The organism is Geminocystis sp. M7585_C2015_104 (genome assembly GCA_015295805.1).
GTDB lineage: Bacteria > Cyanobacteriota > Cyanobacteriia > Cyanobacteriales > Cyanobacteriaceae > DVEF01.
The window spans coordinates 36,060-51,616 of the sequence record DVEF01000038.1; the positions used below are offsets into that span (position 1 = coordinate 36,060).

The following is a 15,557-nucleotide window of genomic DNA, read 5'->3' on the forward strand; positions in this document are numbered from 1 at the left end:
GGGGCTGGCAGAAATAAAAATAATCCCCCGGTGCCTTGACATGACAGAACAATTGTAACAGGAGGGTGTAGGGGAATATCCTATGCCCTGCTGAGGAGTATAAGAGTGCAAAAGAAGCGGATGACCGGATTCGAACCGGCGACGTTCAGCTTGGGAAGCTGACATTCTACCACTGAATTACATCCGCATCCCGTTGCTAAGGGCGGGTTCAACCCTTCTCTCTGGTGGTATATGATAACAAATTTTCGCCAAAAAGACAATTCTCTTTTGCTTCTCTTTGTTGCCCCTCTCTAGGGCTTAGAAGATGTCTATTGCCGGGAAGAAGGTGTTAAAATCGGGTTTCAAAGCTGATACCATGCCGTGGAAAGAGAAAACCATGACTGAGTTTGGTAAGGAATTCTCCTTGTTGTTGAGGGCCTGTTATCCTCTGATTTATATTCCCAGTTATGAGGAGGAGAGGGTAGAAAAGGCCATTGCCGCTGTAGCACAGGAATTGGGTAACCGTCAGGTGTATACCTGGGATTTTGTAGATGGGTATCAGGATAATCCCAACAATGCCAATTTTGCCCGACGTAACCCCCTACAAGCATTGGAATTCGTGGAGAAGGTAAAGGGGGGAGGGGTTTTTATCCTAAGAGACTTCCACCGTTTTTTGGAGGATATCTCCATTTCTCGCAAGTTACGCAATCTTTCTCGCCTGCTTAAGTCCCAGCCTAAGAACATTGTAGTGATAGCCCCGGAAGTAAACATACCCACCGAGTTACAAGAAGCCTTCACAGTGGTAGAATTCGCCTTGCCCACACCAGAGGAAATCAAGGCGGAGATTATACGGCTAACAGCGGCTATTGGGCAGTCTGTCAATGAACAGTTTTTAGCAGAATTGGTGCGTTCGGCACAAGGGTTATCCATGGAAAGAATAAGGAGAGTCTTGACAAAGGCAATTGCCCAAAATGGGGAAATTCTGCCGGAGGATGTGGAATTAATCCTAGAGGAGAAGAAACAGTCTATCCGTCAGACTCAAATCCTCGACTACTATCATACCAAGGAACAAATCTCCGATATTGGGGGTTTGGATAATCTCAAGGAGTGGTTGTTACGAAGAGGAGGGGCATTTAGTGAAGCCGCACGCGCCTATGGGTTACCTTATCCTCGAGGCTTGTTACTGGTAGGCATCCAAGGCACTGGTAAATCCCTTACTGCCAAAGCCATTGCCCACCATTGGCATTTACCCCTTTTGCGACTAGACGTGGGGAGACTGTTTGGCGGCTTGGTGGGGGAATCAGAGTCTCGCACCCGTCAGATGATTCAAATTGCCGAAGCTTTGTCTCCCTGTGTGTTGTGGATAGACGAGATTGACAAAGGCTTTGCCGGTGTGGAAGGCAAAGGCGACTCCGGCACAGCTGCTAGGGTTTTTGGTACTTTTATAACATGGCTGGCAGAAAAACAAAGCCCAGTATTTGTTGTCGCCACTGCCAACAACGTGGAAAATCTTCCCCCCGAGATTCTAAGAAAAGGAAGATTTGACGAAATCTTCTTTGTCGGCTTACCCACCCAGGCAGAAAGGGAAGCTATTTTCACAGTCCATTTGAACCGACTACGCCCCCATAGTATCCATAACTATGATATAAAACGGCTGGCATATGAGACCCCTGAATTTTCCGGTGCAGAAATTGAACAAACTATTATCGAAGCCATGCATCTAGCCTTCAGTCAAAACCGCGACTTTACCACCGAAGATATATTAACGGCCGCCAGTGAAATTGTACCCCTTGCCCGCACCGCCAGACAACAAATCGAATCCCTCCAGAGATGGGCTGCCGAGGGTAAAGTGCGCCTTGCTTCCCGTCGCAGCACCTAATTGGAACTTACTGTAAACTTTTACTTTTCTCTCTTCCCCATTTTTCCAGAAAACTCCAGAAGAGTTTGAGTAGTTTCTTCACATAAAATTCACATAATGCCCCTGAAAAATTTACTGAAACTTTAAATTTAATACGTATTAACCCCGAAAGCCTAAACAAAAAAAAAACGTAAAATGGTAGAAACAAGCCTATTTTTTGCCCGGAGAGACAGGGAAAATGGGAGGTAGGGGCATAGCTATAAAAGAACTAAAAAATATGGGTTCTAATAATATACCTAAACGGCAGGAACAAGAAGAAGGTTTTACCATCGTAGAAATTGCAGCTACAGTGGTGATACTGGGGATAGCAATGGCTCTGGCGGCAACCATACCCAGGATAGTACTATTTGACCCTTTGAATGAGGCCTATTCCCAGACAAAGGCCATAATACGACAGGTGAGGGCACGGGCCATTCAGACCAACAAGGTGGCAACCCTACGACTGTTTGAGCCCCCAGGCCCTGACGACATGGAGGATCATTGGCGCTGGGTTATGGAAATAGACGAAGGGAGAAACTGTAGAGAGGCAACGGCTCTAACCGGTACCTTTCTGACTCAAAATGTGACCGCAAGCTGGACAAGACTGCCAGTCGAGTCCACACAGGGTTTTATGCCAGGGGATAGGATAGTAATAGGCTGGAGCGATCCTGACCCTAGTAACCCCCCACCCCAAAGTAACTTGAATGAAGTGATAGGTATATCCACCACTGCCAATGAACTTATCCTAGGGAGGCCTGTGGGAAGACTGTGGGAGAATGGTACTCTGGTGCAAAGGTGGAATTTTGACCCGGGCTTGCAAAGATGGGAAACCCTTTTGCCCAAGGGGTTGGACGTTAAAATATTTAACCACAATTACAGCTTTTCTAGTTATTGGTGGCAATTTTGTGCTGACCCCCGGGGAATACTCTACATATACCACTCCGGGCCGGGACAGCCCAATTTTGAGGCGGCCAACAATACAGTGATAATACGTCTAACGAATAAGGCTGGAGAAAGAAGGGAAATTAGAGTTTTGAGGGGAGGAGTAATGGAGTAGAGGAAAGTTAAAAGCCATGAAGATACAGATACTAAAGAGAGAAAAACTTTGGTGGTGGCTGCCACTACAACAAGGTGGGGAAAAGGGGGCAACCTTGTTAGAGGTGGTGGTGGCTATTTTGGTGATCGGCTTGGCACTGATGCTAAACGGTATGTTTCTGGTGGCCATGAAGATCCAAAACAAGAAAGAAGGGGAGTTGAAAACCGCCGCCGTAAGCCTCGCTGCCAACGTGATAGAACAGACTAGGCAAATTACCGCGGACAACGTCACGGGCCTTTCACCCACTGGACTCAGTCCCACTCTGGTCAATGCCACCCGCGCCGGAGGCTACTCCCTCCAGGTGTATCGATATGTTTGCACTGAAAACCCAACTCTACAAGAACAAACAACTACTGCTGGCAGAACTATCCGAGTGACCAGCTGTAGCACGGCGGCCAATGACCAGGAAAGACATGTTGTCGTGGAGGTAAGGAGAGAGAGGGAAAATGAAGCCATCTATACTGTTCAAACTACTTTTACAAACATACGCATATCCCAGGGAAGCAACCCATAAGGGAGCCAACCATAAGGGGGATGAAAAGGGCTTTACCCTCCTGGAGGCCCTGGTGGCCTCCATCATGGGGGCCATTGTTGTGGTTTTGGGGTTGGAGGGGTACATGCAGATACGTCGGCTGATAGCAGAAGAACACATAACCAACGACGTCCAGCAACGCCTCCGCATCGCCATGATTAACCTTGGCCAGGACATTCAACAGGCCGGTGAACTTTTACCTGATGCCGGAACCCTCAACGCCATAGAAATCGGTGGCACCAATAACACCCTCCTGGTAGTCCGCAAGGGTATCCCCGGTGTTAACCCACAGATGATTCAGTCTTGTGTTGCATTAAATGCTAACACCTTCAATATGCTTCTGGTGGCACATGAGACCGGGTGTTCTTATAGAAGCCCGGGAGAAATAGACAGAAATAACAATACTATTCCCGATGTTTTGGAAACATGGGAGGCCGTAAGACGAGGTAGACCCGAGGGAAAATGGCGGATTTACATCCTGGATAGGAATAACAACAGGGATCAGTTTTTTGTTTATGCCAGAAGCAACCAATCTACAGCAGCAAGTGTACACCCGGGGGGAACTTCTAACTCTCTCCCGAGGATTTGGTTTGAAGGACAGTGGCAAAATGACTACGCCCAAAATAATACATGGGTGTATGCCATTGAAGAGAGAAGATACCGTCTGAGGGGGAACAGTACGGACGGCTTTAACCTGGAGTTGATTGTCAATGGGGACAACAACAACCCCTTCACCCTGGTGGAAAGGATTAGAAACATTAATGTCACCGCCAATCCCCCCGCTAACGGCACCAATGTAAGAACAAATTGTGACAGGACCTCCTTCACCGTCACCATAGAGGCCCTCCCCCCCAGGGATGTCTACCCACAGGTGCTTTTGGGCTGGAATGACACCAGGAGGAGGGAAAAATTCACCCTCCAACAGACCTTTGTGCCCCGTAACTATGACAGGTGTTGGTTTGTAATGAGATAGGAGGTGAGTAGGATGAAGTACTTATATTACATATTAAAACATATTAACCGAGTTACAAACAACAGGCCGGAAGACACGGAGGAAGAGGGGGGCTACGTGTTGGTGTTGGCGTTGGCCCTTGTGGTGGGACTGTCAACGTTAGTAGCTCAATATGCCAGACTCACCAGACTAGAACAACTAAGTGCTACGGCCTCCTCCATAGATGCCAATACGGCTTTGTATGTGGCCGAGGCAGTGGCTAATGAGAGGGCGGCACAACTAAGACGAATCTACCAGTTGCAGAATACCCCGACGGGGACTCCCCCCGAGTCCATTTCTAACTGTCTCCAAAATACAACAACAGGAAGGGGCACTGGAGACTTTGCCTGTCAGACAAAACTATTCCCACCCCCAGCCCCAGGGAGAAGTGGCTATATCGGTGTTAGTTATGTAGTGCCGGGTTCATCACGAACAATAACTGTGCCCGCAGGACAGGCCTTCGCCGGTACCACCGCCCTGGAGTACACCCATTCAGTATATGCATTAGCCTACAAGGAGGTAGATGCAGGCACCAAACAGCTAGGGAACAACACCAAGGCCAGTGCCGTACTTCAAATGGACGTCAGAACCAGACTGGTGCCCATGTTCCAGTTTGCCGCCTTCTACAGGGAGGATCTGGAAATCCTACCTGGGCCTCAAATGGTATTAAACGGCCCCGTCCACACCAACGGTGATTTGTATCTGGGATCTGGCAATTTGCTCCGCATCCGGGGATTGGTCTCCACTCTAAGAGACATCTACAACAGGAGGAAAAATGATGGCAGCACTTATGCCGAGGGCAGAGTTCAAATTGATAACAGTGCGGGCACTGCCATTAATCTTCTCAGTGGCGGCACCGGCAGCACTAACCCAACCACTAACCCTATGGATCCAGATAGGGTCAGACAGACATGGGGCGGACGAGTAAGGGTGAGGATGCAAGAGCCAATACAAGTGCCCACAGCCACTGGGATCTTCGACAAAGCCAATGGGGACTACTGGAAAAATGCCGACCTTCGGATTATTTTTACCCCCCGATCCACCGCCAACAACAACTATCGCCGAATTACAAACAACAATTTCCCCTTCGACATAACTGTAATTAAGCGCAATCCTGATGGCAGCGTTAACAGCACCTACAGCCTGACCAACGAACAGAAAATGAGTCTGCTACAACCGGTTTTGGTGGGTGCAGACTTGGCTAACATACCCGCAAATGTGACCGTTGGTAGTACCAATGTTACTAATCCTTTCCACATCTGTACACCGGTAAGAGTGGAGAATTCTAACAGGACCGTATCACCGGCACTCAGACTGGGGAATACAACCTACAGCCAGTTAGGACAATGGTACCAGGCACTGAATGTAACACAAAAGAATGCCGTGAGAACAGTGGCTCAGGATTGGCTGCTCAAGGAGATCCACCATGCCAATTCCAATGTGGCAATCCGCTACTCCCTTCTGGACATTCCCGTTAAAGATGTTAAAAGCCAAGACGGCAACCTCTATAACAACTTTGCCACCAACCCCTCTAACAGTTTGAACAACAATCCGACACTAGTGGGGGCCTTTCCAGACTCCCAAGATAGACAGGGTGCCATAAACGCCATTGAGAACATGACTGCCCAAGAGATAGCAGGGCTGGCGCAATACCAGGGCACGGGCAGTGGAAGTGAAGTGCCTGGCACCAGACGCTGTTTTGCCCCCGCTCCCATTACAGATGTAGGAAGAGATGCCGCAAACCATGACACCCCCTATCGTTTCTACAATCACAGGGAAGAAAAAGATCTACGGCTGCTGCAGCTCAACTTAGAAAGCCTTGTAGTCTGGAATCGCGACGGCGTGTACCGAGACCCGGGTGGCGGCGGCGGGGGTGGCAATAATACTCATCTCGTCTCCGCCAATCAATTACTTTTCGACAGAGCCCCCGCTGACAACAATGCCCCTGGGCACTCCTTCCAACGCCTGGGTTTGGCAGCCAGAGACACCTCCCACGGCGGGCTGGTATTCTACGCCACTATGGGCAACAGCACCACTTGGACACCCCGTCAGAGCCCTTTTGGATTCGCCATTGTAAACGGGGAACAATTGCCTGGCCTAGGCACCACTCAAACTTACCCAGATCCCACCGGCCTTACCTTCGTCTCCGACCAGGCGTTATATGTACAAGGTGACTATAATGTAAATACAAGGGATTATCACACAGGGGCAAGCGAAAATTTGTCCAGCCCTCGAGGGGAGAATGAGTTCGTCACCCGGCCAGCTAACAAACAACCTGCTGCCTTCCTGGTGGACACCTTTACACCCCTTTCTAACGCCTGTATAAACAGTGACAGAACTGTTTTCCATGCACAACTGCCTGTGTCAAGCATCCCCTCAAACGATAGAGCGATCAGTTGTTCTGGCCATAGGGACCAATTGCCTAAACATACGGAATTTAATGCTGCCCTTTTAGCTGGCACAGATATTACTAATGCCCCCGGATATGGTTACAATGGTGGTCTGGAAAACTACCCCCGCTTCTTGGAGGACTGGACCGGGCGGGAGTGGCGTTATCGTGGTTCTTTTGTGAGCCTTGGCATCCCTATAAATGTCAGTGGCGCTTGGGGGAAAGCTAATGTTTATAGTCCTCCCCTTCGCCCCTGGGACTATGACCAAGACTTCAATGACGCCAGAAATCTGCCCCCCATGACACCACAGTTCGTCTACCTGATACAAGAAGCCTTTATCCGTAGTTACAGTCAACCGGGACAATAGGAGAAGAAAAAGGTATGATAGTCAACGGTGGTTAGAGAAGTGGGAAAAAAGTGACAGTAAAACCCGACTGGTTAAGAGTAAAGGCTCCACAAGTCCAAAGGGTGGGCACGGTAAAGGGCATCCTCCGGGATTTAAGCCTAAACACCGTGTGTGAGGAGGCCTCTTGTCCCAATATTGGTGAGTGTTTCCATGCCGGCACTGCTACTTTCCTTATTATGGGGCCAGCCTGCACCCGTGCCTGCCCCTACTGCGACATAGACTTCGATAAAACCCCCCGGGGATTAGACCCAACTGAACCCCTCCGTCTAGCCGAGGCCGTCCGTCGTCTCCGCCTCAGCCACGTAGTTGTCACCTCCGTCAACCGGGACGATCTCCCCGATGGCGGCGCCAGTCAATTCGTCGCCTGTGTCCGAGAAATCCGTAGAGCATCACCGAATACAACAATAGAACTACTAATACCAGATCTTTGTGGGAATTGGGAGGCCCTTAAGTTAATCCTAGAGGCACAGCCGGAAGTCCTCAATCACAACACTGAGACTGTCCCTAGATTGTACCGGCGAGTTCGTCCTCAGGGAGACTACAAGCGTAGTATGGAATTGTTGGCCAGAGTCAGGGAAATGGCGCCCAAAACCTATACCAAGTCCGGGATTATGGTGGGTTTAGGGGAAACAGACGAGGAGGTTAAACAGGTGATGCGGGATTTGCGTCAGGTAGACTGTGACATTCTTACCATCGGCCAGTATCTACAACCCTCCCCAAAACATCTCCCTGTGCAACAGTTTGTCCACCCCTCCCAGTTTGCCGCCTGGAAGGAATACGGGGAATCCCTCGGCTTCTTGCAAGTGGTTTCTAGCCCCCTCACCCGTAGCTCCTACCACGCCGAAGAGGTTCGACGTCTTATGACTCTTTATCCCCGATAGTCCTTATCCCCGCTAATTCTATTCTCAGCTCATTCTGTTAAGAAATGTTTAATGGCACTCATATGAGGGAACAAAAGGAGTAGGATAGTATCGGAGGTGCTGGAACTTGGCAAACCCAAAGGGAAAATCATGAGCAAACGTGCATCTGTGATGCGATTGTTGGCATTGGCCGGGTTGGTTTTCAGTGCCTCCTTTATGACGGCAGAGGCGGTGGAGTTTCCCAATGCCCCTAAAAGACAGCCCCCCAGAAGCACGGCCGCCGGGGGAAGAAGGGGAGGGGCGAGTCTCTGTATCCAGGGGACATTGCCTATGAAGGCATTAACCCCCGCCGACGACAATTATTTTACCACCATCTCCTCCCAGACCCCCTTTTTCGTCTACATCCCCAAAACCCAGGCCAAATTGGCCAGATTTGCCCTCAAAGACAGCACTGGCAATCAGATTGACTATCAGGAGATTCCTATACAACAGGGGGACTATATCCTCAGAATCAATCCCAGTCAAGATACAATACTGGATGTGGGGCAAAGTTATAACTGGGAAATTTCCCTGGTATGCCCCCCCGAAGTCCCAAACAGGGGCAGTGGTAATACTGTCAAGGGCACTGTAGAAAGGGTTTCCCCCGGCGGGCAACTTTTAGAAACCCTAATGGGAGAAACAGACACGGTAAAAAAGGCGCAGATTTACGCTAATGCCAACCTTTGGGGGGATACCATCGTATTGGTGGCCCAGGCGAAAAAATCCCAGCCCCGAGAATGGGTGGAATTGTTGAATTCTGTAGGTTTGCAGGCTTACGCCAACAAGCCGATAATCTCATCCTCCCCGGTGACAAGATAATGGGCGAAATGACGTGCTAGCGGGGGTGCAAATACAAAAGGGCTAGTAAACCCGGAAAATACTGACAGCCCCTCCCTCTCTGGTATTTCCTTTACCAAAAATGGCGCCTCTTTTGAAAAAGCCACCTGGCAATTGTACCAGTTCCCCGGCAATTGGGCAAGGGGTGGTAGTATTTTACCAATGGCTTCTCTTAGTCTTTTCTCACTGGTTTTGGCGTCAATCTTCGGGTTGAGGTTGGGTATAATCTGACTAATCTGCCCCAGGCAACAACTACCATCTTTGAACTGAATAGCCCCTGCCTCTAACACATCTCCGTATATTGTATCACTCTGGGACTCCCATATAGCTTCCCGGGCCACTTTTTTCTCCGTGTCAAGGCGATTAGTAGTTGCTGGCATTACCAAGGTAGAAAGTTTGATGTCGCTGGGATGGGTTTTAACGACCTGTGCTTGACTAAAATACAATGGTAAATCTACCCCATTCTCTTGGAATATTCTACGGGAAAACGCTCCCGCACAAACCACTACTTTCTCTGCTAAATAGCTGTTATTTTTGCCACTTACCCCCTCTATTTTTCCCTTATTTCTCCTCAAGGACAGTCCCTCGTCTATTATTATTTTGCCCCCTAATTTTTCCAATTTTCTCCTATAAGCACTTAATAATTTTGAAGGGTTAACATGCCCCTGAGGAAATTTTAAACTGCCGGCAATTGCCTCCGGATTTATTAGGGGCTCAAGGGAAATAGTCTCAGCAACGTCTAAAAATTCCGGCTTGATATAAAACTGTTTATACTCCTCAAAAGTCCTCTCGACATCTTGGTTTTTATCAATAGTAAATAGCAATGTTATATCCCTAAACTCTACATCTTCATCCAGTTGTTCATGGAGATTGCGATAAATTTCAATGGCCTCCTCGCATAGTTTTATGGTAAGCTCATCAGTACCACACCAGTAAGCAATACCCCCATAACTCAAAACAGTAGCATTGACAGGATTATATGTTTTTTCTAATAACAAAACCCTCGCATTTTGTTGGGCTAATTCCACCGCCAGGGCACAACCAGTTAGGCCTGCCCCAATAACAATTATGTCGTATTTATCCATACACTTGTCCAAGGGCTCATAATTCTAAACACTGAAATCATTCTATTATCCCATTGACCCCTTGAAATTCATCCCTGGGGCTAATTATAATTAACAATGTGGAGAGATGGCAGAGTGGTTGATTGCGGCAGTCTCGAAAACTGCTAGAGACTTTATGTCTCTCGTGGGTTCAAATCCCACTCTCTCCGGTTTGGCTAAACCCCCTCTCACCTTTTGCTACCCTGTACGGGCAGTCTGTCGGCGTTGCTTTGCTTGACTTGGGTGTCCCTAATGCTCCCTTAACGCCCGTATTATTGGTATCTTTTATCAAATGGAGCACTGTCAAAACCCCACCATTAAAGGCCTGAACCCTGTCCGCTTTAACAGCAAATAATATCATTTAGCCCCCTCGCCCCCGACACACCACCCTAACCCTAGGGCCATCTGTCCGTCAACCCCACAGGAAGCCTCTCTGCCACCCTCTTTAAAAATTTTCTTTTAAAAACTCCCTACTTTTTCACCAACAGGGCATCCAACCCCGAGGCTTATCGTACAGGACCCGCCGGGGTTAATTATTGGAAACGAGCCTCCCCGGCACAATAAAAGATGGGCGATAGTAGATTCGAACTACTGGCATCCTGCTTGTAAGGCAGGCGCTCTACCGCTGAGCTAATCGCCCTGACTCACGGTATGATATTATAGCAAAAAGAAAAAAGGATTGCAATGCCGTCGGGGAAAATTCACGACAGAATTACCTGGATATGTTTGCCTCCCGTGGTGGCGGGGGGGTTAGTGGTGACAAGGGATATAATTTTGACGCTGTGTAGTAGTGTGGCTTTTGTCTTTAGCGGGTTGATGTTTGGGCCGGATTTAGACATTTATTCGTTACAATTCAAACGCTGGGGTTTTCTGAGGTTTATTTGGCTTCCCTATCAGAAACTATTAAGACATAGATCCTTTCTCTCCCATGGTATCCTAATAGGGACAATGGGCAGGGTAGTATATTTCGTCTCAGTAGTCTTGGCAATGGTGGTGTTGTGGGGAATAATCGGGAAACTGATTCTCGGTGTATCTTGGGATTGGCGGGAGTGGATAGTTGCCGGTTATACGGAAGTAAAGGAGAATTATTGGCAGGAGACAATGGCAGTTTTTTTGGGGCTAGAATTAGGTGCAATGAGTCACTATCTAGCAGATATAGGGGAGAATTGGCGGCAGAGTCATATTCAACTAAAGGCGAGAAGAAAAAAAAGACGGGGTAGGAAGAAATAGTGGTTTTTAAAGTTAAAGACGGGAAATAAGAGAGTAAACCCCAAAGACAACTAGGATTATGCCACTGAGAGGGTTTAGCCACCGGGTGACGGTTTTGAGAGATATTAGACTCTTAATAATACCAGTAAAAGTGCCGGCCACAACCAGAGGAGACACATAACCCAAAGCATAACTGCCTAGAAAAAGACTACTGAGGATAAGATTGCCACTACTGCTGACATATGCTAGAAGTGTTATTAGAACCGGAGTACTACAAGGAGAAGCAATAAAACCGAAACTGACACCAAGAAGATAAGATTGTAGGCTTTTGGGAAAGCTTTTGTTGGAGGGTAGGGGGATATTCCACTGAGGTATTGGCAAAGGGATGACTTCCAGAAGATTTAAACCCATAACCATGGCGATGATACTAACTATGAGAGGTAAACCCTTGCCAACCTGTCCATATACCTTACCAAACAAGGCGGCGAAAATCCCCAAGGCGGAAAGGGTGGTGGCTAAGCCGGCGGCAAAGAAGATTGACTGAAAAAAGGCAGATAACCTCCCCCCCCTCTCATACCCGCCAATGTAGGCAATTGTCAGGGGTAGCATTGACAACATGCAGGGAGTTAGACTAGTAATCAGTCCTGTAAAGTAAATTATTGCTAAACTGACAGGGGAGACTTGTTGTAGTTGTGAGGAAACTATACTGTCTGCTATCTGTTGTAGTCGATATAGCAATAGAGAAACTTCTGCTAGCATCACCCATAAGAGTATATTCTCCTCTCTTAGGATAGAATAAAAGGGTTTTCCACTGTCAGACAGACAATGTCTAGAATTATCCTCTGCCTATACCTGCTAATTTCCCTAGCTTTGTCAGGTTGTAGGGGAAATAAGGCTTTGGAGTCTCGTTTTGCCGCCAATCCCGGATTAATTCCTGCTAAAAACACTGAAAACGAAATAATACTCCCCTTTAACTTCCCCATTTACCCATCCATAACTTTAAACACAGTGGCAGGAAACAAAATCATGGGAGTAACTCCAGATGCAACTAATATAATTTTGGGTTACTACGAGAGGGAATTGAAAAGGAGAGATTGGATAATAGAAGAAAAAACGGAAAATACCATCAAGGCTAGGGATGAAAAACAGAAAGTGGGAGTAGTTTTGACTGCCATTGCCAGGGGTGGAAACACAGAATTTACCCTCACCTATCAGACTAATCAGAATAATCAAACCAATCAAACCACTCAAACCAGTCAGAATAATCAGAATAATCAGACTAGTAGCGAAACCAGCAACAGTGGTAACAATTCAATAAACAACATCCCCACTGTTAAAGACAACAATCCCCCAAAACTAGATGCAGCCTTGGAGGAATTGGTGAGACTACAGATTATCAGGGATTCTCAGGTAAATCCGTATAAAATAATTACTAGGAGAGAGTATGCCCGTTGGTTGGTGACAGTAAACAATCTTTTATTCAAAAACAGTAACGGTAAGATTATTCGTCTTGCCAATAGTAACAGCAAACCGGTTTTTAACGATGTCACCCAGGAAGATCCAGACTTTGGTATTATTCAGGGATTAGCAGAGGCAGGGATAATTCCTTCCTCTTTAACCCACCAGGATGGCAAGTATTTGAATTTCTACCCAGACAAACCCCTAACCAGAGAAGACTTAATCGCCTGGAAGACGCCACTGGATTTTCGTCAGAGTTTGCCTAACGTAACACTGGATGCCATTAAAAACACATGGGGGTTTAAGGATGCAGAAAAGATAAATCCACAACTATGGCCCCTATTATATCTGGACTGGCAAAATGGGGAATTGTCTAATGTAAGAAAAGCCTTTGGCTATATTACCATCTTCCAGCCACAAAAACCAGTAACTGTAGAGGAGGCGGCAAGGGTATTAAGTAGTTTTGGCATTCAGACAGACGTGGCCTACCTAAAAAATGTACCATAAGGAGGCAACAACCAACCATCTGTTCAGTTAAGATATTGACAATTACTATACTAAAATAAGATACAGATATATGAAACCTATTACTATATTAGGTTCTACCGGTTCTATTGGCACTCAAACTTTAGACATTGTAAGAAACTACCCCTCAAAATTCAGGGTAGTAGGATTAGCGGCTGGTAATAATGTTAGCCTGTTAGCGGAACAGATAAAAGAGTTTAAACCAGAAATAGTAGCTATTCGCAATCCTGAGAAATTATGGGAGTTGAAAGAAGCAATTGCCGGGGTATCACCACAACCCATACTGTTGGCTGGGAAGGCAGCCATTGAGGAGGTGGCCGCCTATGGGGATGCGGAAACAGTGGTAACCGGGATTGTGGGTTGTGCGGGATTACTGCCTACCATTGCCGCCATCAAAGCCAAGAAGGATATCGCCCTGGCTAACAAGGAAACCCTGATTGCCGGAGCCCCAGTTGTGCTACCATTGGTTAGAGAGCATGGGGTAAAATTACTGCCCGCAGATTCCGAACACTCTGCCATTTTCCAATGCTTACAAGGTGTGCCCCCTGGAGGATTAAAAAGGATAATTCTGACTGCATCGGGGGGTGCCTTTCGTGATTTGCCAGTGGAGGCACTCAGGCATGTTACCGTAGCCGATGCCTTAAAACACCCTAACTGGTCCATGGGACAAAAAATCACCATCGATTCTGCTACTCTGATGAATAAGGGATTGGAGGTTATCGAGGCCCACTTTTTGTTTTCCCTAGACTACGACCATATTGATATTCTAATCCATCCCCAGAGTATTGTTCATTCTTTAATCGAATTACAAGATACTTCCGTATTAGCACAACTGGGATGGGCGGATATGCGTCTACCACTGTTGTATGCGTTATCATACCCTAAAAGAATAGCCACCGATTGGAAGCCCCTAGACTTAGTGGCGGTTGGAAGTCTTACCTTTCGTGCACCCGATCATCAGAAGTATCCATGTATGAAATTAGCATACGCAGCAGGAAGGGCGGGAGGGTGTATGCCGGCTGTGTTGAATGCGGCAAATGAGGAGGCGGTAGCATTGTTTTTGCGGGAAAGGATAGGTTTTTTAGATATCCCCCGGCTAATAGAGGAAGCCTGTGAAAATTTCGTTGGGCAGAATAAGTCCAATCCTAGTCTAGAAGAAATTTTGTGGGCCGACCGGTGGGCAAGAAGATTTGTAGAACAGCAGGTTTCTGTTTCTGCCTAAAATAGGGGAATGGGGGTATTATTGCCCCATTTCCCTACAGCTGGTAAATTGGTTATGACATGGGATTTTTCGCCTCAATTTCTCATCCAGGGAATAGAGCGGGATTGTGCTAGATTCTACCTACAAGACTATTATGAGAATCGGACCCAGGTGGTAGCTGGTGTCGCCGATGGGGGTTATAATGGGGGGAACATAGAGGGAATACCCGTTTTCGACCTAGTAACAGAGGCCCTAGCCAGTCATCCCGAGATTGTGACTAGTATTATTTGCAGTCATCCCTATCGGGTGTTGGATGCCACCAGAGAAGCCATTGAAAGTGGTATAAGTCAGATTGTCATTCACTCAGAAGGGATACCTCCCTTAGACTTGCTGAAGATATATCAGACGGGAGAGAAAAGGGGTGTAAGGATAGTAGGTGTTTCTGGGGGAGGGATTTTAATACCTGGTTGTTTTTATTGTGGCATGAATTATGCTAGTTTCTTTTCTAAAGGCAATGTTGCTATAATAAACTACTGTGAGCAAATAGTTGCTGCTGAGATTGCCTACTGTTTGAGGGAGGCTGGGTTGGGGGTGTCCCTGGCAGTTAGTTTTGGGGAGGGGGGGTTAGCCTTTGAGAATTCCCATATTTGGTTTGAATGGTGTGAGGCTCATAAGGACACCCATTTAGTTATTGTAAGTATAAAAGGGTTAGTGGGAGAACAAGTAAAACAATTAGCCACCTTACTGCAGAAAACCAACAAGCCTAAGATAGTTTATTGTTTTGATGTCAGAGGAGTACAACAGAGACTACAATACAAGAATAAAGGGAAAGTGGTTTGCGATCAGATAGAATTGCATCTTCATCTCCAAAACTCCTGGCAATCTATAATTGAGGAGTTAAGGGATGAGAGGACTGTGATTGTTGACAATCTGCTTGTTATCCCACAATTGTGTAAAAGAGGGTTATAATAGCCTTCCCTCGGTTTATGGTTATACCGGGGGGGTTGACGACATGCCCAGTGTGTAGGATGATG

At 47.1% G+C, this 15,557-nt stretch carries 13 protein-coding genes and 3 tRNA genes; 12 read left to right on the forward strand and 4 right to left on the reverse strand.

Annotation, left to right across the window (positions count from 1 at the left end):
• Positions 1–115 precede the first annotated feature (115 nt).
• Positions 116–187: transfer RNA gene (locus IGQ44_04260), tRNA-Gly, on the reverse strand.
• A gap of 189 nt (positions 188–376) precedes the next feature.
• On the opposite strand from IGQ44_04260, the gene IGQ44_04265 reads away from it, so the two are divergent.
• The 7 genes from IGQ44_04265 (at position 377) to IGQ44_04295 (ending at position 9,009) form a co-directional block, all read left to right on the forward strand.
• The gene (locus tag IGQ44_04265) at positions 377–1,858 is read left to right on the forward strand and encodes an AAA family ATPase (protein HIK37189.1); all 1,482 of its coding nucleotides are present in this window, start codon (positions 377–379) and stop codon (positions 1,856–1,858) included.
• 217 nt (positions 1,859–2,075) lie between these two features.
• A complete protein-coding gene (locus IGQ44_04270; protein ID HIK37190.1) occupies positions 2,076–2,933 on the forward strand; it encodes a hypothetical protein in 858 nt (285 codons plus the stop codon).
• Positions 2,934–2,949: 16 nt separating this feature from the next.
• Entirely contained in the window at positions 2,950–3,486 is a 537-nt protein-coding gene (locus IGQ44_04275; GenBank protein ID HIK37191.1) for a hypothetical protein, read from the forward strand.
• On the forward strand, positions 3,419–4,477 hold the full coding sequence (locus tag IGQ44_04280; protein HIK37192.1) for a hypothetical protein: 1,059 nt from the start codon (positions 3,419–3,421) through the stop codon (positions 4,475–4,477). Before IGQ44_04275 ends, IGQ44_04280 begins: the two co-directional genes overlap by 68 nt.
• A gap of 12 nt (positions 4,478–4,489) precedes the next feature.
• A complete protein-coding gene (locus tag IGQ44_04285) occupies positions 4,490–7,252 on the forward strand; it encodes a hypothetical protein (GenBank protein HIK37193.1) in 2,763 nt (920 codons plus the stop codon).
• A gap of 50 nt (positions 7,253–7,302) precedes the next feature.
• A complete protein-coding gene (gene lipA, locus IGQ44_04290) occupies positions 7,303–8,172 on the forward strand; it encodes a lipoyl synthase (GenBank protein ID HIK37194.1) in 870 nt (289 codons plus the stop codon).
• Positions 8,173–8,301: 129 nt separating this feature from the next.
• Entirely contained in the window at positions 8,302–9,009 is a 708-nt protein-coding gene (locus IGQ44_04295; GenBank protein ID HIK37195.1) for a DUF928 domain-containing protein, read from the forward strand.
• On the opposite strand, the gene IGQ44_04300 is transcribed toward IGQ44_04295, so the two are convergent.
• On the reverse strand, positions 8,964–10,112 hold the full coding sequence (locus IGQ44_04300) for an FAD-binding oxidoreductase (protein HIK37196.1): 1,149 nt from the start codon (positions 10,110–10,112) through the stop codon (positions 8,964–8,966). The two genes, IGQ44_04295 and IGQ44_04300, sit on opposite strands and share 46 nt — an antisense overlap.
• A 100-nt stretch (positions 10,113–10,212) precedes the next feature.
• Between IGQ44_04300 and IGQ44_04305 the strand changes: the two genes are divergently transcribed.
• Positions 10,213–10,300 (forward strand) — tRNA-Ser (locus IGQ44_04305).
• A gap of 398 nt (positions 10,301–10,698) precedes the next feature.
• Here the strand turns inward: IGQ44_04305 and IGQ44_04310 are convergent.
• Positions 10,699–10,770, reverse strand: a tRNA-Val gene (locus tag IGQ44_04310).
• 44 nt (positions 10,771–10,814) lie between these two features.
• Between IGQ44_04310 and IGQ44_04315 the strand changes: the two genes are divergently transcribed.
• Positions 10,815–11,360, forward strand: coding sequence for a metal-binding protein (locus IGQ44_04315; GenBank protein HIK37197.1), 546 nt, complete (start codon positions 10,815–10,817; stop codon positions 11,358–11,360).
• 12 nt (positions 11,361–11,372) lie between these two features.
• Here IGQ44_04315 and IGQ44_04320 read toward each other — a convergent pair whose 3' ends face one another.
• Positions 11,373–12,098 carry a sulfite exporter TauE/SafE family protein gene (locus IGQ44_04320; GenBank protein HIK37198.1) on the reverse strand — a complete coding sequence of 242 codons (726 nt, stop codon included), beginning with the start codon at positions 12,096–12,098 and terminating at the stop codon, positions 11,373–11,375.
• Between the two features lie 66 nt (positions 12,099–12,164).
• Here IGQ44_04320 and IGQ44_04325 point away from each other — a divergent pair, with 66 nt between their 5' ends.
• The 3 genes from IGQ44_04325 to IGQ44_04335 all read left to right on the forward strand — a co-directional run bounded on the left by IGQ44_04325 (position 12,165) and on the right by IGQ44_04335 (position 15,492).
• Positions 12,165–13,304, forward strand: a complete 1,140-nt coding sequence (locus IGQ44_04325; protein ID HIK37199.1) for an S-layer homology domain-containing protein — start codon at positions 12,165–12,167, stop codon at positions 13,302–13,304.
• A gap of 70 nt (positions 13,305–13,374) precedes the next feature.
• Positions 13,375–14,544 (forward strand): 1-deoxy-D-xylulose-5-phosphate reductoisomerase, encoded by a 1,170-nt coding sequence (locus IGQ44_04330; GenBank protein HIK37200.1) that lies wholly within the window; start codon positions 13,375–13,377, stop codon positions 14,542–14,544.
• 54 nt (positions 14,545–14,598) lie between these two features.
• Positions 14,599–15,492 carry a hypothetical protein gene (locus IGQ44_04335; protein HIK37201.1) on the forward strand — a complete coding sequence of 298 codons (894 nt, stop codon included), beginning with the start codon at positions 14,599–14,601 and terminating at the stop codon, positions 15,490–15,492.
• Positions 15,493–15,557 lie beyond the last annotated feature (65 nt).

Bases quoted from the DNA above. Each gene is read 5' to 3' on its own strand.
- IGQ44_04265 (HIK37189.1), top strand. From the start codon at position 377: ATGACTGAGTTTGGTAAGGAATTCTCCTTGTTGTTGAGGGCCTGTTAT.
- IGQ44_04270 (HIK37190.1), top strand. From the start codon at position 2,076: ATGGGAGGTAGGGGCATAGCTATAAAAGAACTAAAAAATATGGGTTCT.
- IGQ44_04275 (HIK37191.1), top strand. From the start codon at position 2,950: ATGAAGATACAGATACTAAAGAGAGAAAAACTTTGGTGGTGGCTGCCA.
- IGQ44_04280 (HIK37192.1), top strand. From the start codon at position 3,419: ATGAAGCCATCTATACTGTTCAAACTACTTTTACAAACATACGCATAT.
- IGQ44_04285 (HIK37193.1), top strand. From the start codon at position 4,490: ATGAAGTACTTATATTACATATTAAAACATATTAACCGAGTTACAAAC.
- IGQ44_04295 (HIK37195.1), top strand. From the start codon at position 8,302: ATGAGCAAACGTGCATCTGTGATGCGATTGTTGGCATTGGCCGGGTTG.
- IGQ44_04300 (HIK37196.1), bottom strand. From the start codon at position 10,112: ATGGATAAATACGACATAATTGTTATTGGGGCAGGCCTAACTGGTTGT.
- IGQ44_04315 (HIK37197.1), top strand. From the start codon at position 10,815: ATGCCGTCGGGGAAAATTCACGACAGAATTACCTGGATATGTTTGCCT.
- IGQ44_04320 (HIK37198.1), bottom strand. From the start codon at position 12,098: ATGCTAGCAGAAGTTTCTCTATTGCTATATCGACTACAACAGATAGCA.
- IGQ44_04325 (HIK37199.1), top strand. From the start codon at position 12,165: ATGTCTAGAATTATCCTCTGCCTATACCTGCTAATTTCCCTAGCTTTG.
- IGQ44_04330 (HIK37200.1), top strand. From the start codon at position 13,375: ATGAAACCTATTACTATATTAGGTTCTACCGGTTCTATTGGCACTCAA.
- IGQ44_04335 (HIK37201.1), top strand. From the start codon at position 14,599: ATGACATGGGATTTTTCGCCTCAATTTCTCATCCAGGGAATAGAGCGG.